Origin of the sequence: Mesorhizobium sp. M0664 (assembly GCF_040320565.1) — a bacterium.
Taxonomy (GTDB): domain Bacteria; phylum Pseudomonadota; class Alphaproteobacteria; order Rhizobiales; family Rhizobiaceae; genus Mesorhizobium.
Window position 1 is genome coordinate 50,785 of the sequence record NZ_JAMYPW010000015.1, and the last position, 19,149, is coordinate 69,933.

Consider the following 19,149-nt stretch of genomic DNA (forward strand, 5'->3'; position numbering starts at 1 on the left):
CGGCGATCACTTTATGTTTCGTCCAGCCTGGCGGGCGGGGTGCGAAGCCTGTAACAGGCCGGCCGAAGCCCGGATTTCCACGCCTTTAAGAGGCCAGATCGGAAATCAGAGGTAACAGGCTGCGACACTTGAGCAATTCAGGGTTTTTGCCCTGCGGCTTTCTCGGCCGTACCAAGTCTGCTACCAGCGGCCGGTTATCTGACTAAAACCGTTTGAGGCCGACATGCAGTTCATCGATCTTGGCGCGCAGCGCGAACGCATCCGCGACAGGCTGAAAGCGGCAATCGACCGGGTTGTCGACGAAGGCCGCTATATTCTCGGACCGCAGGTCACCGAATTCGAAAACAAGCTCGCCGCCTATATCGGCATCAAGCACGTGGTCGCTTGCGCCAACGGCACCGATGCGCTGCTGCTGCCGCTGTTTGCCGCCGGCATCGGCCCGGGCGACGCGGTGTTCGTGCCGAGCTTCACCTTCGCCGCCACGGCCGAAGTGGTGGCGCTGACCAAGGCCGAACCGGTGTTCGTCGATGTCGATGCCGACAGCTACAATATCGACATCGCCAGCCTCGAGGCGGCAATTGCCATGATCAAGGCGGAGGGCCGGCTGAGGCCGAAGGCAATCATTCCCGTCGACCTGTTCGGCCTCGCCGCCGATTACGAGGCGATCATGGCCATCGCCGATCGCGAAGGCCTGATGGTCATCGAGGATGCGGCGCAGGCGACCGGCGGCTCGGCTGACGGCAAGATGTGCGGCTCGTTCGGCACCGTCGGCTCGACCAGCTTCTATCCGGCAAAGCCGCTCGGCTGCTATGGCGACGGCGGTGCGATGTTCACCAATGACAATGCGCTGGCCGAACAGCTGCGCTCGTTCGCCTTTCACGGAAAGGGCGAAACGCAATATGACAATGTCCGCGTCGGCATCAATTCACGGCTCGACACGCTTCAGGCGGCGATCCTGATAGAGAAGCTGGCCATCCTCGAGGACGAGATGGTGGCGCGGCAAGCGGTCGCCAATCGCTATGCCGAAGGTCTCGGCGATATCGTCAAGGCGGCGCGCAATCTGGGCGGCGGCCGCTCGGCCTGGGCGCAATACGCCATCGAAACGCCGAAACGGGACGGGCTCAAGGCACATCTCGGTGAAAAGGGCATTCCGTCGGTCATCTACTATGTGAAACCGCTGCACAGCCAGATTGCCTATCGCGATTATCCGCGCACGCCGACCGGCCTTGCCGTTTCGGAAGAGCTGCCGAAGCGCATCCTGTGCCTGCCAATGCATCCCTATCTGAGCGAGGCTGACCAGGACCGGATCATCGAAACGATCCGAAACTATATCGGCTCGAATTCGGCGCATGTAGCGGCGGCATAAATTCGAAAGCTTCGAAGCATGGTCGCGGAATACATCGACGAGTTCATCATGTTCTGCGCCGGGTTGTGGATGGCTGGCATCGGCTTCGGATTTCTCGCGGACCCGTTCCAAGCTCGCCCCGGCCAGCAGCAAGCATGGTGGACCAACTTTGGGACTCGCTTCAAATGGATGGGACCGCTGTTGATCCTCATCGCGATAGCGCTCGCATTCGCGGCACCTTCCTAGGCTGGCGTCCGACGGCAGCTCGGCACGGTCGGCCATCGTTGATCAACAACCGCCGATTCAAGCTTTGCGCGTCAAGGCAGGCGGTCATCGGCACCGATTTTGCGATGCTTTGCTGCGCGCCGCAGCATAGTCTGCACCTGGCTCCCCTTTAGGCTGGTTCTCATGAAGAAGATTGGTTTCCTCTCGTTCGGGCACTGGACGCCCTCGCCGCAATCGCAGACGCGGACGGCATCCGACGCGCTTTTGCAGTCCGTCGAGTTGGCGGTCGCGGCCGAGGAGCTGGGTGCGGACGGCGCGTATTTCCGCGTGCATCACTTCGCCCGCCAGCTCGCCTCGCCCTTCCCGCTGCTGGCGGCGGTCGGCGCAAAGACCAGCCGAATCGAGATCGGCACGGCGGTGATCGACATGCGCTATGAGAACCCGCTCTACATGGCCGAGGACGCCGGCGCCGCCGACCTAATCGCCGGAGGGCGTCTGCAGCTGGGCATCAGCCGAGGCTCGCCGGAGCAGGTGATCGAGGGATGGCGCTACTTCGGCTACGCCCCGCAAGAGGGCGAGAGCGATGCCGACATGGCCCGTAGACACACCGGAGTGCTGCTCGAAGTGTTGCTGGGCAAAGGCTTTGCGCAGCCCAACCCGCGGCCGATGTTTCCCAACCCGCCTGGCCTGCTTCGCGTCGAGCCGCACTCGGAGGGCCTGCGCGAGCGCATCTGGTGGGGCGCCGCCACAAACGCCACCGCCGAATGGGCGGCGAAACTGGGGATGAACCTGCAGAGCTCCACGCTCAAATTCGATGAAGGCGGAAAGCCGTTTCACGTCCAGCAGGCCGAACAGATCCGGGCTTTTCGTGAGGCCTGGAAGGCGGCCGGACACACGCGCGAGCCGCGGGTGTCGGTGAGCCGGAGCATTTTTGCGCTGGTCGACGATCGCGACCGAGCCTATTTCGGCGGCAACCAGAGCGGAGATCATTTCGGTTACATCGAGGCAGACAGACGCGCGGTGTTCGGCCGCTCCTATGCCGCCGAACCGGACGTCCTGATCGAGCAGCTAAAGGGCGACGAAGCCATCGCTGAGGCCGATACGCTGCTGCTTACCGTCCCCAACCAGCTCGGCGTCGAATACAATGTCCATGCCATCGAGGCGATCCTGACCCATGTCGCTCCAGGCTTGAGTTGGCGCTGACGGGTTGTGTTAAGTAGCAACCTGCCTCTCTGCCCGGCTCAGGAGCCAAACAGGCGGCTATCCCAGTATACGGGTTGATGCAGGCTGGCCGTGATCAGGGAAAACTCCGGATGTGCCGGATTGATCAACACGTTGTTGTCGGGGCGAGCCACGACGCTTGGCACGATCAGGATCGCGCTGCGGCGCTCGACACACCATGTCTCACCGAATTCCTTGCTCACCGTTGCCGGCATCATATCCCATCCGGGCAACGACGGCTGAGAAAAGAGTTCGTAGCTCAGCCCGCGCGGAAGCATGATCTGGACGTAAGGCTGGTTGGGCGGCAGTCTGCCGCTGCCGTGCACCAGCTTTTCCAGCAAGGCCGTTGAATAATGCTCGCTGGTGTAGATCAACGGGCTGCCGGGCGTGTTCCAGCGGCCAGGCGCTATCGTCGAGCCCGTCGCGTCGAAGATCGGATATGTGCCGGCTGGATCGCCGATCCTGAAGCACTGCAGCATGCGATCGAGTATCTGTGCCGTCAAGCAGCGGTGCCGTACTTCAGGCCTGCAAGGATATCGAGCACCAGTTCGGCGCCGATCTCGCTTTGAATGACCACGTCGATCGGGCGTCGGTCTTCCAGCATGGGATGAGACCGAAACAGAAAGTCACGAGCCTCACCTTCGATCTGCCAAACGTCGAGGGCCAGGTTCCATAGGCGCGCCACCCGCGCCACCCGCATGCCCTCTTCCGAAGAGAGTCGGAGAGCACCTCTCTTGCGGCGCTCATAAGTTGCCTTTGGGACGAGGCGATATTTGAATTGCGTATCGGCCGGTGCCAGCAATTGTGAGACGCGTTCAAGCGCACCCAACGGCAATCCGTCTTCGATTCGAGCCATCAGCCCGAATGGCGACCGTGCAGCCGTCTCCTTGGGCGGCAGCCCCAGCACATCGGCTATATTTCCAAATGCCAACATCGCCGCTCTCCATTCATGTGAAGCATTGCATAGCCTCAGGTGAGGCCAAGTGCAAGCATCCCCGTAGTCTCACGGCTGCTTCCCGTCGGCTCGTTTCAGCATCGCAAATGCGCGACTGATCCGTTGCAGGGCTGTGGCGTTGGCCAGCACTGCGTACAGCGCGAACCCACCCGCCAGAATCCAGGGCGAAGCCGCGCCCATCGCGGTCGCGACTCCGTCGGCGGCGAGCAGCACGCAAATGAACACCAGACGTTCCATCCGCTCGAAGAAATCCGGCCAACCGTGGTTTTTCACAGGGATTTCCAGCGCCGTCCGCGCCTTGGCGTAACTGGTGAGGATCCCGCCCGCGAATGCGAACATTGCGATCGCCCACAGATCGGCAACCCAGCCGATAGCCGCAAAGACGGCCAATTCCTGATAGCGGTCGACGACGGCGTCGAAATAGCCACCGGCCTTGGTGCTCATATTTGTCCGGCGGGCGACCGCACCGTCCAGCGCATCGAAGCTGAAGGCAAACGCCAGGCAAAGGCCAAAGGCAAGACTTGAATGATGAAACGCGTAGGCGGCCGAAGACAAAGCCACGAGCACCAGCCCGCTGGCCGTAACCTGGTTCGGCGTCATGCCGATCCCGATCAGCGGAGAGGCGGCCTGCTCCCATAGCGGGTCGATGCGACTTTTCATGAGACCGGCGATCATGGCGGCTCCTCTGATGATGTCGGTTGACGGAGCTTTACCAGCAATTTGCGGGTTTGTTCCACCGTCGCCACCGTTTCGGTTGGCCAATGCGGGCCGAGACCGGGCTCAGCAACGTTCTCAACTTGCCGCAAAAATGATCTCGTTTGGCGAATGGGGCCGGCGGATTAAGGTACTCGCCGAGCTGGCGGCGAAACAGAACTTCCAGTCGCTGCGACAGCTGCCCGACAGCATTTTCACGGTTTGGGCGATGCCCTTGTGAGGTGGTGCAAATCGAACAGCAGTCTGGCGGCAGCACCCGAACGATGTGACTATGATCGCTTGCGATCCGTGGGAAGCCGGCCGAAAATCGATGCATAAGTTTCCACCCAAGTTCGCCTACCTGCTCGCGACCTCTGTCGGCGCGGGATTATCTCCAATATGGCCGGGCACGGCCGGCGCAATGGTTGGAGTGGCTGTTGCCGCGGCTCTGATACCCGCATCACCTTGGCTGACGGTGCTTGCCTACGTGGCCCTGTTCGCCGTCGGCGTATGGGCGTCATCGTATGTTATCTCCCGTACCGGGACGGAGGATCCGCAGATCGTCGTCATTGATGAGACCTTCGGCGCGGCCCTGACCCTTTCCATGCTGCCCCTCGATCCGCTCTGGTGGGCAGCAGGCTTCCTTGCTTTCCGGTTTTTCGACGTCGTCAAGCCTTGGCCCATCCGTATCGCACATGACAAGGTAAGGGGTGGGGCCGGTATCATGGTGGACGATGCGGCTGCGGCTGTGGCCGCCGGGGTGCTGCTGCTCCTGCTGAACGGATTGATTGACCATTTGCCGTAATGGCGGCATTCGGCCTCACGGCCAAAGGCCAGCACGATGGTCCATGCTAGTTTAGCGCCACAAGGGGAGGACTGGACTAATGCGAAGCTATAGGATCGCGGCCATTCCAGGCGATGGGATCGGCAAGGAAGTCGTAGCGGCCGGCCTTCGTGCGCTGGCCGCCTGCGCCACGCGCGACGGCGGTTTCAGTCTCGACGTGCAGCATTTCGACTGGGGCTCGGACTACTACAAGTTCAACGGCGTGATGATGCCCAAGGACGGCACCGAGCGGCTGAAGGCCTTCGATGCGATCTATTTCGGCGCTGTCGGCGCGCCAGACGTGCCCGACCATCTGACGCTTTGGGGGTTGCGGCTCGCGATCTGCCAGCCCTTCGACCAGTACGCCAATGTCCGCCCGACCCGCATCCTGCCCGGTATCGAGAGCCCGCTTCGCGGCGTCACGGCAGGGGATCTCGACTGGGTCATCGTTCGGGAGAATTCGGAAGGCGAATACGCCGGCCAGGGCGGGCGCTCGCATCTCGGCCTGCCTGAGGAAATCGCGACCGAGGTCTCGATCTTCACCCGCGCCGGCGTGACGCGCATCATGCGCTTCGCCTTCGAGATGGCGCGGTCGCGGCCGCGAAAGCTGTTGACCGTGGTCACCAAGTCGAACGCCCAGCGTCACGGCATGGTGCTCTGGGACGACATCGCCCGTGAGGTCGCGGCCGATTTTCCTGATGTCGCATGGGACAAAATGCTGGTCGACGCGATGACAGTGCGCATGACGCTCAATCCGCGCTCGCTCGACACAATCGTCGCGACCAATCTTCACGCCGATATCCTGTCGGATCTTGCGGCCGCACTTGCCGGATCGATCGGCATTGCGCCGACTGCGAACCTCAACCCCGCGCGGCGGTTTCCGTCGATGTTCGAGCCGATCCACGGCTCGGCCTTCGACATCACCGGCAAGGGCATCGCCAATCCGGTCGGCACGTTCTGGTCGGCGGTGATGATGCTGGAGCATCTTGGCGAGCCGGCTGCCGCGGCGCGCCTGATGCGCGCCATCGAGCGCGTGACGGCGGACGCCTCACTGCACACGCCCGATCTCGGCGGAAGTGCCACCACCGATAAGGTCACCGAAGCGGTGTGCGCGGCCCTACTCGGCGACAACGAGTAGGAAAGGAGCAAGCGCCTGGCATCGTTGTCATTCCCAGTGATGGCATCGGCAAGGAAGTCATGCCCGAAGGCGGGAGGCGCATCCGCACTCGCCGCCGCTCACCGATGATGTTCGTGCGCCTCCGTGCGGAAACCGAGCCCATCAAGTGTTTCGATCAGCACCTGTACAGGATCAGGCACACCGTGCGTTGACCGCCACGCGACAAATCCGTCCGGTCTGACCAAGGCGGAACCGCCGCTTTTAACCCCGAGCACGGAAGGCCACCGATGGTCCAAGTCAAGCAGATCCCCATTCGCACCCAACGAGTGGCACGTCAGCGGCATCCCGAGGCGCTGGCTTACGGAGTCAGCGGCCTGACACCATGCTTCGTCGGCGCAGAGGAGAAGAAGATCGCGGTCGCACAAATCGAGACTCGAAATCCGCTGGCCGGCACGTCCGACCGCGAAATGCGGCAAACGCGTGCCGGGGCGGCCCGACAGCTCCGTGGATTTTTGGAATGGGTGATCGTCCGGTGTGGATGCCAGAGCCACGATGCCTGCAGCGTAGCGTTGGCCAAATACCACGTCGTAATCCTCGACGATCGCAACAGGAGGAGGCAACCGCTTCGACGGATCGTCGAACCATTTCAGTAGGCGGGCGAGCGCTTGCGCCAACGTAGCCTCGATGACCGGCCGGCGCTCCATGTCATAGCTATCCAGCAACGAGGGATCGGCATGCCCGCGTGCTACCATCGCAAGCTTCCAGGCAAGGTTATGGGCGTCGTGGATACCTGAATTGCCACCGAAAGCGCCTGTTGGGGGCATCACATGTGCGGCATCCCCCACAAGAAACGCGCGGCCTCGGCGGAATTGGCGCGCTGTGAGGGCGGCCACTTCCCAGGAGCGCGCATCGACAAGCCTCGTCGTGATGTCCGGCCGGCCCGCACCTCGTATGATCAGTTCCCTGCACTTGGCTTCATCAAAATCCTGTGGTTTCTCGCCCTTTTCGGGAAAGTACTGGAGCGCCAGAAGCCATCGTCCACCCTGTCTGGGCGTGAAGGTCCCGTTGAGGTCCGTCACGAAGCACGACGTGAAGCGCTTGCCGCCTATCGTCGGAGGCATGTCCGTGTCAAAGACGACATTCATCCAGTGCTGAAGGCCGCCTGCCCCGCTGCGGCTGATCTCCAGCCTCTCTCGCAGGGAACCGTTCGCACCGTCCGCGACGATCAGATAGTCGGCCGAGATGACCTCCTTTGCGCAGGTCGCGATATCGCGAATTTCCGCGCGGACGACGGTCTCGTCCTGATCGAAAGTCACCAGCTCCGTGCTGAAACGCACGTCTGCACCGTTCCGCTCGGCGTAGCGGCGCAGAATCGGTTCCAGGACGTGCTGATCACACGTCGCTGGTTGCGTGGGGCTGAGGGCACTTGCATCCGGCCACGCCGGTCCGCCCCATTGAATCTGCGGATCGGCGAGATTCCTGGCGCGCGCAATAGCGCCTGCCTGCTGGTCCCCCGTCCGATTTGTACGAATCTCCTCCTCGAGGCCGAGGCTTCGGAATATCTCCATGCTGCGCGGGGAGATGCCGGCAAACTTGTACTGGATTGACGTGTCGGGATGACGCTCGACGAGGACACACGCAATGTCGTTGTGAGCCAAAAGGGCGGCCGCCGTCAGACCGTTCAGGCCGCCTCCGACGACGAGAACCGTGGTATTGGTCATCTCGGATCTCCTCTCATTGCTTTGACCACAAAAACATTTTGATTGATCAAATCATATGATTGGTCCAAGTATGTGTCAAGGCACGAAGGAGCGTGGAATGAGACCGAGCCAAGATCGCTTGCAGCACGCCACCGAGGCATGGCGCCTGATGTTTGATTTCCTGATGCGGTCCGCGCCGGACCGGTTGGCGATCCAGCAGAAATTGGGCCTGACGCCCAACGACTCCCGCGCCCTCTTCACGCTCGACAAAGATGCGGGCAAGCCGATCGGCGCATTGGCTGCTCAATGGCAGTGCGATCCATCGACGGCGACCTGGCTGGTCGACCGGCTTGAGCAGGCGGGGCTCGCCGAACGGATTCCGTCGCCAGGCGATCGCCGTGTGAAGCTTGTCAAGCTCACACCCAAAGGTGCCGCAACCATCAAGGAATTGATGAAGGAATATCACAAACCCCCGCCCGAGATACTTGCGCTTCCACGCGCTGATCTGGATCAGTTGATCGGCCTCGTAAGAAAGTTACAGGCTGGCAAATCCGTGAGTTGATCCTATCCCGGAAAGGCACTGGCTAGGATCGGGTAGCGCCGCGTCACACTTTCCATGCTGCCGCTCGAGCTGCTCTGGTGGTCGGCAGGTTCCTTGCTTTCCGGTTTTTTGACGTGGTCAAACCTTGGCCCATCCTATCGCGCATGAGAAGGTAAGGGGTGGGTTCGGCATCATCTGGACGACGCAGCGGCGGCCGTGGCCGCCTGGATGCTGCTGCTGCTGAAGAAGACCATTTGAGCGTTGTCGCAATGGCGACATCAGTCTCGTTGCGTCTCTACTTTCAGCATCACGCCTCTTCCAGTCTGCGTACACGAGCCCTGACCCCATTGCCGATGGCATCAGCGACTTCCGCAGGAAAATCCTTTGGGAGCGATGCAGAAACCAGTTCGACCGCCGCTAGCGCCTGTTGGCGCAGCTCATCAAAGATCGCCTTGACGGGTTTCGGACCGATCCCTGCTTTGGCGGCGGTCTGGATAAAATGGGGTGGCATGACGCTGTCGACGAGGTAGTGGCGTGTGTCACCAATAGCCATCGCCAGTTTCATTTTGTTGCGCTTGATCTGTCCCGCATCAAGGCTGGGCTGCGCTGAAATCACATCATAGAGCGGCGTTATGCGGAACCGGCCGCCGGGGGAAAGAAAGACGCTAAAATTCTTGGCGTGCCCATCTGTGGCGCCGAGAAGCCAAAAGGCAACCACGGCCTTTAAAACCGCAGCCTGGTCTACCTCCGGTTGGTCGCTTCCCTTCATCAAATTGAGGATAGCCGGAACGCCAGGCCCGCCGTCGGATTCGTATTTCAGTGACGGCGGCACAGAAAGGGCCTGGCAGCAGTCTTCCTGGGGCAAACGCAGGAGACGATTGTCACTGGTCCATCGGCGATCGAACCGCTCGACCGCGAGCACGCGATTGCCTTCGAACTCCTCGATTGCGACGACGGCGCTCGGGAGCCCTAGGGCGGTTGTCAGCTTGAGGCAGAAAAATTCGTTCTCGACGCTGAAGGAAAGATCGATGCCATTTGGCAACCGTCCAATCTGTGGTTTGAGGATGTGCGTCGTGGCAGTCGTCGCCAGCGGCTTGTACCAACGTCCTTTCCAGAACAAGAGCGCAGTCTTTTCCTGAGCGCCAGCGATCGAGATCCGGAAGTCCTCGTCCTCGCCAAGCCCAAGGGGAGCCGATGCCAGATCGAGGAGAAGACGAGCAATCTCGGTATCGTCAACGGGTTTGCCGTTGACAATACCGGCGGGGCCTGGCTCGACACCATCCGGCAGGAATTGCAATGCGCCGACACAATCGCGCCCGACAGCGGCAAGCAGGTCGTAAGCGTCTATTCCTTGAGCATGAACACGCTCCGCCATACGGCGGCGAATGGGGACGTTGTCGGGCAGGAGATTGTCGAAGACGGCGATGACGGGCGCACCGATATAACGATCTTCACGCAGAGGCAGTGATAGCGAGACGGGCAGCGCGTGCTCCCAAGCAAGCCAGGACGGATCGTACTGAAAATCGATCGCGCCGCTGGATTGTCTATTCAGCCGCCCGACGAGACGGCTGTTCAAGAAGACATTTAGCGGGATGTGCTGCCGCGGACGAGCCATCAGAAGATGTCCTCGATCTCAGCCGGCTTTGCCTTGGTACGAGGGCGGACGACGAATTCGAGGTCGAGCGCTGCGAGAATATCGCAAAGCGTTCCGAGCTGGGTCCCAGGCGCGCCACTCTCGACGGCCGAGATGGTCGCCTGACGCAGCATCGTTTGGTCCCCGACATTGGTCTGGTTGAGGCGGAGCTTGCGACGCTGCCGGCGGACGGCATCTCCAATTTGCTTGGGTGTTCGGGCGATTTGGTCCACAGCATACCTCTCTAGCCATGGTATTATACGCTCGCGCAGATAAACTTCAATATACGCTTTTCCGTATCGAATTTTGTATACTTTGAAGCGTATAAGCAGCAATATGGTCGGCGTATGATCTTCGATCCGCATGGACCGTCACCGCCATGCTTTCAGCTTGTCCGGCCGCCGCCGGCCAATGTGACCGAAGCGAATAGCCGGCATGCTCATAAAGCTCCAAGGCAAAGTGAGGTCAGTCCTAGCAGACTGCGGCAACGGATCGGTTTTTCAAACGGATCTTGCGGCACTCACCCAATCGAGGCGTGCGGCAGGGACAAGCCCATAATTGTAAAAATTGATGCCGTCGACATCCGGCGCCATCGCAGCTTTGACCTTGGCGGTGAGGATGTCGGGGCCGGCCATTTCCGGATAGAACAGCCGGTAGCCGGCGCCGAGGAACTTTTTCACGCCAAGGGCTGCGCGTCCGGCCGCCATCAGGCTGGCGACATCGCCGGGCTGCATGTCGTAGGCACACAGGATTGCCCCGTCACAGACCTTGCCGAGCGCCGCGAGATCGCAGCCGCCAAGCCAACCGTCTTTCAAATCGATGATGACAACGCGGGTCGCCGGATTGGCCACCTCGCGCAGTTCGGCGACCAGGCTGGTCACCGGTTCGAACCGCCACAGCAGGTAGCCATGGAGTTCCGGCCTTGGCAAAAAAGTGTCGAGGCCGCTCCCCGGAAAGTCTGGAAAGCGCCGTTCGGGCACGGCGCGCTCGCAGGTCTCGACGATCCATTGCCCGACGAGCTTGCGCGCTACTTCGCCGTCGACGCCGGCCTCGGCCGCGCGCGCAAGGCAGGACGGGCAGAAACATATCGACAACAGAAAATCGTCTTCCGGCATCAGCCCGACACCGTCTTTCTCATGATGGTATTCGTGGGCGAAGCCCATGAAGGACGGGCTTTCAAGCTCGATCCGGTCCGGCCTGTAGCTGTGCGAGATATCGGCGATCAGCGCGCGGACATAAGCGCGCGCTTCCGGATGTGATGGGCAGAGATTGTAGTAGTTGGCATCGCCGAAGGCGTTGCGGGTTACGGCCTGCGGATGAAGCATGCCGAGCCGGGTGTTGTGCAAGCAGACCGTCCAACACGAAACGCCGAGCCCGCCCACCTCGCGCCGGCGGACAAGGTCGCCAAGCACATCGCCGCCTTCCATGATCACCTTCGCCACCTTGGGCTGGATGGCTAGGTCGGCCCAGTGTGCCGCATCTGGCTTGAAATAGATGGTTCCGTCTTCCGGAAAATAGGCTTTCCGGCGCGGGCTGCGCGGCTGCAGAAACCGGCCAGCGTGATACGAAGTCGCCAGACTGATCATGTTGAGCCCGGCACGCTCGACAAGATCGCGCTCGACCATCTCCAAGCCCAGATCCTGGACATCCCAAGGATAGGTCCACATCGACAGTTGCATCCGGTTATCCTCAGTCTTGATCCTGATATGGGCGTATGGTCGGGAGGGCTTCTTATCAGTCGACCGGCTCGGCGACCTGCATGAGGCAGTCTCCCGCCTCGCACATCGTGTGCAGCCGGCGCGAAAGCACAATGCCGCTTTCGAGGAAGTGCAGGGCTTGCTCGGCGAGGTCGAGTCGTTCGAGGTCGTGGTACCAGCCCGCCAGTTGGCCTGAAGTCACGCTGTCGCCCAGCCTGACTGCCGGCTCGAACCAACCACGGCTTGTGGCATAAAGGCCCTGACTGTGCCGAGACAACGAAAGAAGCCGCGTCGGCGCCGAAGGTCCGGTTGCCGGTGCAAGAACCGGCGCCTCAACCACTCCCAAGGCGGCCATCAGGGCGTCGAGTGCGCGGGCGGTAATCTCCATCGTATCGACCGTGACAGTGCCACCGCCGCCGAACTCTCCGCTGACGCCGATGGCGCCGGCCCGGCGCGCCGCACCCATGGAGGTCGGTGAGGCCTGGCCGTTGTCGGCCACGAACCCATAGGGCATGCTGAGCGTCCGCATTAGCTCCACACCGCGCCGGTGCCGGTCGGGATCGGTGTTGTGCTCGACAAGCGTGGTCGGCAGATGCTCCATCGAGGTGCCGCCAGAATGAATGTCGAAGATGACGTCGTGGCGGGGAAACAGTTCCATCTCCAGGAAATTGGCAAGCCGGCTTGTTGGCGTGCCTGACGGGTCGCCCGGAAAGGCGCGGTTGAGATTGCCGCCGTCGAGTGGCGAGCAGCGCTTTGCGGCGATCACCGCCGGCACGTTCGCCATCGGCAGGATGGTGACGCGACCCTTGATCTGCTTGGGATCGAGCCGGCGCACCAGCTTTGCCAACGACAGCTCGCCTTCATATTCGTCGCCGTGATTGCCGGCCATCAGAAGCACCGACGGGCCTTCGCCGTTGCGGACAAGGCAGATCGGGACCTTGACCTGGAAATAGGGCGAACGGTCGATCGAAAACGGAATGCTGAGATGGCCGAGTGTCTTGCCGTCCCGGTCGAAGTCGAGCGTATGGCTGAGGCCGGTGTGCATGGCGGCGGCTCAGATAGCTGCGATCGCAGTGACCTCTATGCGGAGATCGGGATCGGCGAGACGCGCCTCGACACAGGCGCGCGCCGGCAGGCGCGCAGGATCCACCCAGGCATCGTAGATGCTGTTCATGGCATCGAAGTCGGCGATCTGCGGCAGGAAGATGTTGATCGCCACTAGCCTCGACTTGCTGCTGCCGGCCTCAACAAGGAGCGCCTCGACCTTGGAGAGCACGTCGCTCGTCTGACCCTCGATGCCGGCCTTGCGGTCGTCTGCCACCTGGCCTGCGATGTGCACGAGGCCGCCATAGACGACCGCCTGAGACATGCGGGAGCCGGACTGGAAGTACTTGATCATATCAGATCCTTTCGAGGTTCTCTTTTTTGGAAGTGGCCGCGATATCTGCTCAGCCGAAATAGGTAGGAAAGGCGTGGCGGACATACCCGGCCGCGTCGGCGCCGAAGATCACGCGATAGCGATCGAGGCAGGTGCAGGGGTGCGAGATGCCGAATTCAACGACGTCACCAACGGCAATATCGTCGCCCGACGCAATTGTCAGGAAGGCGTGCTGGTCGTTGAGCTTGAAGACCTCGGCACGCGTTTTCGGCAGCTGCTTGCCGGCACGAAAGATGGTCACGACCTTCGGAAAGCCCTGGTCGAACGACACGTCGCGCATGCCCATACCGCAGATAGCAAGGCCGGGCTCCGGCCGCGACAGTACCTCGGCCCAAAGACGTAAAGCCGGATGGAAGCAATTTCGTGCGGAAGCACCGACGCCGCCGATCGCAAAACCGTCGCGGGCATCGAGTGCGCCGAGCGACCTGTCGTAGACGCCATGGTCGTGAAAGAAGATGGCGCCGCTGCGCAGCACCAACGTGGCATTGCCGTCCCTGGAGACGAGGGGCGAAAGCGCTGCGACCACCTTGTCGAAGTACACCGAGCCGCCGGCGGTGGCGATCAGCGGGGTGTCGCCGCCGACGCGGGCGCGGAGCCGCAGGAACATATCGGCTGTCATTGCCAACAGCGCGGATATCGCCTCATCGGTACGGCCAGGATCGGCTTGCGCCGCGGCACCTTCGTAGGCTGCGACGCCGGCGATCAGCAGCCGCCCTCCGGCAGCTACAACCGCGTCGGCGATCGCCTCGGCTTCGCCGGTGGTCCGGGCGCCTGCCCTCCCCGCACCAAGTTCGACGAGCACGCGCAATGGCGGCAGCGTCGCATTGGCGCGCCAAGCTTCAGCAAGCGCATTCACGGCGTCGAAAGAGTCGGCAAAAACGTAGAACTCGGCGCTTGGCCAGGCGCCGACAAGGACAGCAAGTCGGTTCGCACCACCTGGTCCGCCGACCTCGTTGGCGATGATCAGCCGAGAGAGCCCGGATCTGAGCATCACTGTGGCCTGCCTTATGTCGGCGACGGTCGTGCCCCATGCTCCGGCCTCGACCAGGGACCGGGCAAGGTCCGGCGCCATCGGGGTCTTGGCATGCGGGGCGATCACGGCGCCCTGTTCTCGCGCATACCCCAAGAACAGGTCACGATTGGCGATGAAGGCCTCCTCGTCGAGGGTCAACACCGGCAACGACATACGTCCATGCGCTGGATGCCAGCGCTCAGATGCGACAAAGCTGCTGTCCAGGCCGAGGGTGCCAGGCGGAACGCCGCGGATACGATCGTCGAGCAGGAAATTTTCACGGGTCGCGAGCGACAGTACGGGTGAGTTTTCGGTCATCCGATGCTAGTCCTTTCGCTTTCGCAGGATGAAGTCCGGATCGATTTCCGATGCCGGCCACACCATGAGAGAGATGCGTGCCAAAGCGTTACTGCGGACCGATCATCGATGCCCACCATCACCTGTGGGATCTCGGCCTCGGCCGCCATCCCTGGCTCGCGCCCACGGCTGGCGAACGCGGCGGTCTGGGCGAGCTTGGCCCCTTGCGGCGAAACTACCTTCCTGAAGATTATTTGCGCGACGCCGGCCAGCACAGTGTCGTCGCCACCGTCCATATTGAAGCCGGTTGGGCCGGGGATGACTGCGTGGGTGAAACGCGGTGGCTTGAAACCCTCGACAAGTCGCGCGGCGTGGCCGCCCGTTACGTCGTTCACGTACCTCTGGCGAACCGCCAAGCGCCGGCGCTGGTCCAGGCGCAGGCGGCATTCGACCGTGTCGTCGGCGTACGCGACATACTGAGCTGGGATCCTGATCCCGCCCGTCGTTTTGCCGCCCGCGACGGCATCATGGACGATCCGGCCTGGCGTGCCGGCCTGTCCCTGCTTGGGCGCCGCCGGCTGGTTTTCGACCTGATGGTGTTTCCGCGCCAGCTCACCGGCGCGGCGCGCCTCGCAGCGGCATTTCCAGACCAGCTCTTTGTTCTCAACCATTGCGGCAGCCCGATCGATCGCGATGCGGACGGAATGCGGGTGTGGCGCGAGGGGCTGCGGCTTTTGTCGGAGCGCGAGAACGTCGCCATCAAGATATCGGATCTGGTCGCCTACGATCATGATTGGACGCTCGACAGCCTAAGGTCGGTTGTCATGCATTGCATCGACTGTTTCGGTACGCGGCGCGCGATGTTCGGCAGCGACTTTCCGGTCGCCGGCCTGCATGCATCGTTCGATGCGGTGTATGACAGCTTCAAGGCCATTGCAGGAGAGCTTTCCGCGGACGAGCAGACGGCACTGTTCTACGGCAATGCACGGCGCATTTATCGGCTGGACGATATGTCATCGGCGGGCCTGCTCTCTGCCTGAGAGAAGCAGCAGCCCCAGGATCAGCGACCCGAACAGGATACTGCGCCAGCCAGGCGATGCGTTGACCACGGTGATCAGCGCGGTGATCGTAACCAGCAGGATGGCGCCGGGGATGGTGCCGGCATAGGTGCCAAGCCCGCCGAGGATCGAGGTGCCGCCAAGCACCACGGCGGCAATCGAGGCGAGCAGATAAGGATCGCCGATACCGACATAGCCTTGTCCGTTCATGCCGAGGACCAACACACCGGCAAGTCCCGCACAGAAGCCGCTGATGCCGTAGACCGCCAGCGTGGTCGAGGCGACGGGAACCCCGGACAGCGCCGCGGCGAGCGGATTGGCGCCCATCGCGAATATCCGGGCGCCAAGGGATGTCGCATGCATCGTGGTCAGAACGATCACTGAAATGACCACCCACAAAAGCACGCCTGCCGGAATACCGACCGGCCGCGCATTGCCGAGCCAGCGGACCAGCGGGTTCTCGGCGGTCACGGCACTGCCGCCGGCGATGATGATCAGCAGACCTTGCAGGAATGTCGCCATCGCCAGCGTCATGATCATTGGATGAACGCGCAACAGCGCCACGCCCAGCCCGTTCACCAGACCGATTGCGCTCGTCAACGTGAGAACTGCAAGAACGGCGGTGAGCCCTGTCGGATCCGCCTGCCATGAAAGCAGCGGCAGGCTGACAGCGCTAACCGTGACGATCGCCGCGACGGAAAGGTCGATTCCGCCGGCAATCACCACGAAAGTTTGGCCCGCCGCGACCAGGCCGACCACCGCGCCCAATTCAACCAAATAGCGCAAATGCCCATAAGCGCCGAAGCCAGGTGAAGCGAAGCTCGCCGCGATCCATACCGCCGCAACTATAGCGATCGTAAGGAAGGGCCGGCTGCGCAAAATCGTCACGGCGCGCCTGCCGCTCACACTGACTTTCCGTGCTGTCATTGCTGCACCTTGCGGAATTGCGGGATGGCGACCGCCCCGATGATGATGAGGCCCTGGGCGACATATTGGGCGACCGGCGTGAAGCCGAGGAAGAACATGACACTGATCATCAGGCTGAGCAGCAGGCTGCCCGCAAGAGCGCCGCGCATGGTACCTTGGCCGCCAAGGAAACCGATGCCGCCGAGCACTGCGGCGGCTATGGAATTCAGCGTGAACGCCGTGCCGATGACTGGATCGCCCGAACCCGTTTGCGCGGCGATGAACAGGCCGGCGCCTGTGCAAAGCAGGCCGCTAATCGCGTAGGCGGCGATCCGGGCACCGTCGACCGGCACGCTGGAGCGGTAAGCGCCGACGGGATTTTCGCCTGCAGCATAGATGCTCAAACCAAGCGGCGTGGCGAGATAGAGTTTCCACAAAACCACGATGAGTACCAGCAGCACGAATGCCGCCGGCGTGTTGCCGGCAAGCAGGTCCGACAGCCACTCGGGTATGGCGCCCCCCGGCCTCGGCAGGATGAGCAGGGCAGCGCCGCCGATAATGAAGGAGCCAGCCAGCGTCACCACGATCGCCGGCAACCGAAGTTTCACGACGATGAACCCGATCGCGGCACCGATGCCGAGACCGGTCAGCGCCACCGCAGCGGCACCGCCGGCTACGCCCAGCGGTCCAGTCATCGTCGTCGCAGCGATCACTGCGCCCAGGCTGACCATGGCGCCGATGGCCAGGCTTATGCCGCCGGTGAGCATGAGGATCGCCTGGGCCATGGCGACCAGCGCCAGCGGAAACCAGCTCTGGGTGAATTTGGCGAAACCGGACGCTGTCAAGAGGCCGGGAAACAGGAAACCGTAAGCAATGACGAACGCCAGGACCACAGCGAACAGGCTGCGCACGCCGACATTGCGGCGCAGCTGAACCGGCCAGTAGAGCGCGCCGGCTTGGCTTGAGGATGCGACCGCGCTCATGCCGCAACTTTCTGCTGTTCGGCGCCCATTGCGGCGGAAACGATGGCTTCCTCGCTCAGTGCCTCGCGCTCGAGCATGGCCACGATGCGGCCTTCGCGGACCACGCCGACGCGGTCGCAAAGGTGCACCAGTTCGGGTGTGTCGGAACTGAGCAGCACGATCGCCTTGCCGGCGGCGGCGAGTTTGCGAAGCATCATGTAGATCTCACGCTTGGTCTCGACATCGACGCCGCGCGTCGGGTCGTTGAGGAGAAGCACAGGCGGCTCGTGTGGCATCCATTTCGCCAGCGCGACCTTCTGCTGGTTGCCACCTGAGAGTGCCTGTGCCGGGCGGTCGAGGTCGCCCTTGATGGCAAGCTGGGCGGCGAGACCCCTTGCCATATCGCGCTCGGCACGCCGACTGCGCAGCTTCAGCGCCGGCAGCCTTGCGAAGGCGGGCAGCATCATATTGGTGATGATGGGATGGATCAGGTGCAGGCCTTCGCGCTTGCGGTCAGCCGGGACATAAGCGAGGCCGAGCGCATTGGCGTTCGGCACGCCGCCGGGCAAACCCGAAACACCGTTTACGGTCGCGGATACCGTCCTGGCGGGGATCGCGCCGTAGAGGCCAAGCAGCAGATCTTCCTGCCCCTGCCCGACCAGGCCGCCAATGCCAAGCACCTCGCCCGTCCTGATGTCGAGATCGACGTCGCGCATCAGGCCGGCCGAAAATTTACGAACCGAGATGGCGTCGGCCGGCGATGGCGAAGGCCGCCATCGTGGAAAGAGATCGCCGGGGTCGCGGCCGACCATCAGCCGTACCAGCCCGGCGGCATCGGTTCCTTCCAGCGAGCAGTCCGCCGTGCAGGTCCCGTCCTTGAGCACGGTGACATGCTCGCACAGCGCCATCACCTCGTTCAGTCGGTGTGAGATGTAGAGAATAGCGATGCCCTCGCCCCGAAGCCTCTCCAGCAGGTCGCTGAGGATTTTTGTCTCAGTTGCCGATAGCGATGAGGTGGGTTCGTCGAGAATGAGCACGCGCGGCCGGCGGTAAAGCGCCTTGGCGATCTCCACCATCTGCCGGCGGCCGAGGGACAGGTGCCCCACCGGCGCAGACAGCGGTTCGTAAAGCCCGACAAGATCGCATGCGGCCCTGGCCCGGACGGCAAGCTCGTTGTAGTCGATCAAGCCGAACCGCTTGGGATAGGCACCGAGCCCGATGTTTTCGGCAATGGACAAGCTGGTCGTCAGGCTGAGTTCCTGCTGGACAACGGCGATTCCGGCCTGTCGCGCATTAGCGGGGGTCATGCGCGAGACCGGGCGCCCATCGACCTCGATCGCCCCGCCGTCCGGGCGCAAGGCGCCGGACAAAAGGTTGATCAGTGTCGACTTACCTGCGCCGTTCTCGCCCAGCAGTGCATGCACGCGGCCGGGCTGGAGAGCGATTGAAACGTTGCGCAGAACGGGGTTGCCGAAAAAGGACTTCGACACCCCCTGCGCGGCGAGAAGCGGAGCCGTGGTTGTCAA

Annotated in this window: 21 protein-coding genes; 8 read left to right on the forward strand and 13 right to left on the reverse strand. The window is 62.4% G+C overall.

All coding sequences use genetic code 11. The features are described from left to right. Positions 1-223: 223 nt before the first annotated feature. The 3 genes from NKI39_RS16090 to NKI39_RS16100 all read left to right on the forward strand — a co-directional run bounded on the left by NKI39_RS16090 (position 224) and on the right by NKI39_RS16100 (position 2,773). A complete protein-coding gene (locus NKI39_RS16090) occupies positions 224-1,366 on the forward strand; it encodes a DegT/DnrJ/EryC1/StrS family aminotransferase (protein WP_352832939.1) in 1,143 nt (380 codons plus the stop codon). Positions 1,367-1,384: 18 nt separating this feature from the next. Further along, entirely contained in the window at positions 1,385-1,591 is a 207-nt protein-coding gene (locus NKI39_RS16095; protein WP_352470946.1) for a hypothetical protein, read from the forward strand. 162 nt (positions 1,592-1,753) lie between these two features. Further along, complete coding sequence (locus NKI39_RS16100; RefSeq protein ID WP_352470945.1) at positions 1,754-2,773, forward strand: LLM class flavin-dependent oxidoreductase; 1,020 nt, start codon at positions 1,754-1,756, stop codon at positions 2,771-2,773. Positions 2,774-2,811: 38 nt separating this feature from the next. Here the strand turns inward: NKI39_RS16100 and NKI39_RS16105 are convergent, their stop codons facing one another. The 3 genes from NKI39_RS16105 to NKI39_RS16115 form a co-directional block, all read right to left on the reverse strand. Next, positions 2,812-3,294: an RES family NAD+ phosphorylase gene (locus tag NKI39_RS16105; RefSeq protein ID WP_352470944.1), complete on the reverse strand. Its 483-nt coding sequence runs from the start codon at positions 3,292-3,294 to the stop codon at positions 2,812-2,814. Continuing rightward, on the reverse strand, positions 3,291-3,725 hold the full coding sequence (locus NKI39_RS16110) for an antitoxin Xre-like helix-turn-helix domain-containing protein (RefSeq protein ID WP_352470943.1): 435 nt from the start codon (positions 3,723-3,725) through the stop codon (positions 3,291-3,293). Before NKI39_RS16110 ends, NKI39_RS16105 begins: the two co-directional genes overlap by 4 nt. Before the next feature lie 69 nt (positions 3,726-3,794). Continuing rightward, positions 3,795-4,421 (reverse strand): CDP-alcohol phosphatidyltransferase family protein, encoded by a 627-nt coding sequence (locus NKI39_RS16115; RefSeq protein ID WP_352470942.1) that lies wholly within the window; start codon positions 4,419-4,421, stop codon positions 3,795-3,797. On the opposite strand from NKI39_RS16115, the gene NKI39_RS16120 reads away from it, so the two are divergent. The 3 genes from NKI39_RS16120 to NKI39_RS16130 all read left to right on the forward strand — a co-directional run bounded on the left by NKI39_RS16120 (position 4,420) and on the right by NKI39_RS16130 (position 6,400). Next, a complete protein-coding gene (locus NKI39_RS16120) occupies positions 4,420-4,680 on the forward strand; it encodes a hypothetical protein (RefSeq protein WP_352614884.1) in 261 nt (86 codons plus the stop codon). The two genes, NKI39_RS16115 and NKI39_RS16120, sit on opposite strands and share 2 nt — an antisense overlap. A 51-nt stretch (positions 4,681-4,731) precedes the next feature. After that, positions 4,732-5,244: a phosphatidylglycerophosphatase A family protein gene (locus tag NKI39_RS16125; protein ID WP_352470940.1), complete on the forward strand. Its 513-nt coding sequence runs from the start codon at positions 4,732-4,734 to the stop codon at positions 5,242-5,244. Between the two features lie 79 nt (positions 5,245-5,323). Then, positions 5,324-6,400: a tartrate dehydrogenase gene (locus NKI39_RS16130; RefSeq protein ID WP_352832942.1), complete on the forward strand. Its 1,077-nt coding sequence runs from the start codon at positions 5,324-5,326 to the stop codon at positions 6,398-6,400. A gap of 98 nt (positions 6,401-6,498) precedes the next feature. Here the strand turns inward: NKI39_RS16130 and NKI39_RS16135 are convergent, their stop codons facing one another. Continuing rightward, positions 6,499-8,100, reverse strand: coding sequence for an FAD-dependent monooxygenase (locus NKI39_RS16135; RefSeq protein ID WP_352832945.1), 1,602 nt, complete (start codon positions 8,098-8,100; stop codon positions 6,499-6,501). Between the two features lie 97 nt (positions 8,101-8,197). On the opposite strand from NKI39_RS16135, the gene NKI39_RS16140 reads away from it, so the two are divergent. Beyond that, entirely contained in the window at positions 8,198-8,641 is a 444-nt protein-coding gene (locus NKI39_RS16140) for a MarR family winged helix-turn-helix transcriptional regulator (RefSeq protein ID WP_352470937.1), read from the forward strand. A 286-nt stretch (positions 8,642-8,927) separates the two neighbouring features. Here the strand turns inward: NKI39_RS16140 and NKI39_RS16145 are convergent, their stop codons facing one another. The 6 genes from NKI39_RS16145 to NKI39_RS16170 all read right to left on the reverse strand — a co-directional run bounded on the left by NKI39_RS16145 (position 8,928) and on the right by NKI39_RS16170 (position 14,718). Next, positions 8,928-10,235, reverse strand: a complete 1,308-nt coding sequence (locus NKI39_RS16145; RefSeq protein WP_352832948.1) for a type II toxin-antitoxin system HipA family toxin — start codon at positions 10,233-10,235, stop codon at positions 8,928-8,930. After that, on the reverse strand, positions 10,235-10,387 hold the full coding sequence (locus NKI39_RS34315) for a helix-turn-helix domain-containing protein (RefSeq protein ID WP_502896956.1): 153 nt from the start codon (positions 10,385-10,387) through the stop codon (positions 10,235-10,237). The genes NKI39_RS16145 and NKI39_RS34315 overlap by 1 nt, the downstream gene beginning before the upstream one ends. 366 nt (positions 10,388-10,753) lie before the next feature. Next, on the reverse strand, positions 10,754-11,932 hold the full coding sequence (locus NKI39_RS16155) for a hypothetical protein (protein WP_352832951.1): 1,179 nt from the start codon (positions 11,930-11,932) through the stop codon (positions 10,754-10,756). Positions 11,933-11,987: 55 nt separating this feature from the next. Next, a complete protein-coding gene (locus tag NKI39_RS16160; protein WP_352832954.1) occupies positions 11,988-12,995 on the reverse strand; it encodes a succinylglutamate desuccinylase/aspartoacylase family protein in 1,008 nt (335 codons plus the stop codon). Between the two features lie 9 nt (positions 12,996-13,004). Next, positions 13,005-13,349: a RidA family protein gene (locus NKI39_RS16165; protein WP_352470933.1), complete on the reverse strand. Its 345-nt coding sequence runs from the start codon at positions 13,347-13,349 to the stop codon at positions 13,005-13,007. Between the two features lie 49 nt (positions 13,350-13,398). Then, on the reverse strand, positions 13,399-14,718 hold the full coding sequence (locus NKI39_RS16170; RefSeq protein ID WP_352832957.1) for a type III PLP-dependent enzyme domain-containing protein: 1,320 nt from the start codon (positions 14,716-14,718) through the stop codon (positions 13,399-13,401). 77 nt (positions 14,719-14,795) lie between these two features. Here NKI39_RS16170 and NKI39_RS16175 point away from each other — a divergent pair, with 77 nt between their 5' ends. Further along, positions 14,796-15,737: an amidohydrolase family protein gene (locus NKI39_RS16175; RefSeq protein WP_352503470.1), complete on the forward strand. Its 942-nt coding sequence runs from the start codon at positions 14,796-14,798 to the stop codon at positions 15,735-15,737. Here NKI39_RS16175 and NKI39_RS16180 read toward each other — a convergent pair. The 3 genes from NKI39_RS16180 to NKI39_RS16190 are packed head-to-tail and all read right to left on the reverse strand — an operon-like array spanning position 15,711 to position 19,149. Beyond that, positions 15,711-16,682 (reverse strand): ABC transporter permease, encoded by a 972-nt coding sequence (locus NKI39_RS16180; RefSeq protein ID WP_352470930.1) that lies wholly within the window; start codon positions 16,680-16,682, stop codon positions 15,711-15,713. The genes NKI39_RS16175 and NKI39_RS16180 overlap by 27 nt on opposite strands. Further along, entirely contained in the window at positions 16,679-17,644 is a 966-nt protein-coding gene (locus tag NKI39_RS16185; protein WP_352503472.1) for an ABC transporter permease, read from the reverse strand. The genes NKI39_RS16180 and NKI39_RS16185 overlap by 4 nt, the downstream gene beginning before the upstream one ends. Then, a complete protein-coding gene (locus NKI39_RS16190; RefSeq protein WP_352832960.1) occupies positions 17,641-19,149 on the reverse strand; it encodes a sugar ABC transporter ATP-binding protein in 1,509 nt (502 codons plus the stop codon). The genes NKI39_RS16185 and NKI39_RS16190 overlap by 4 nt, the downstream gene beginning before the upstream one ends.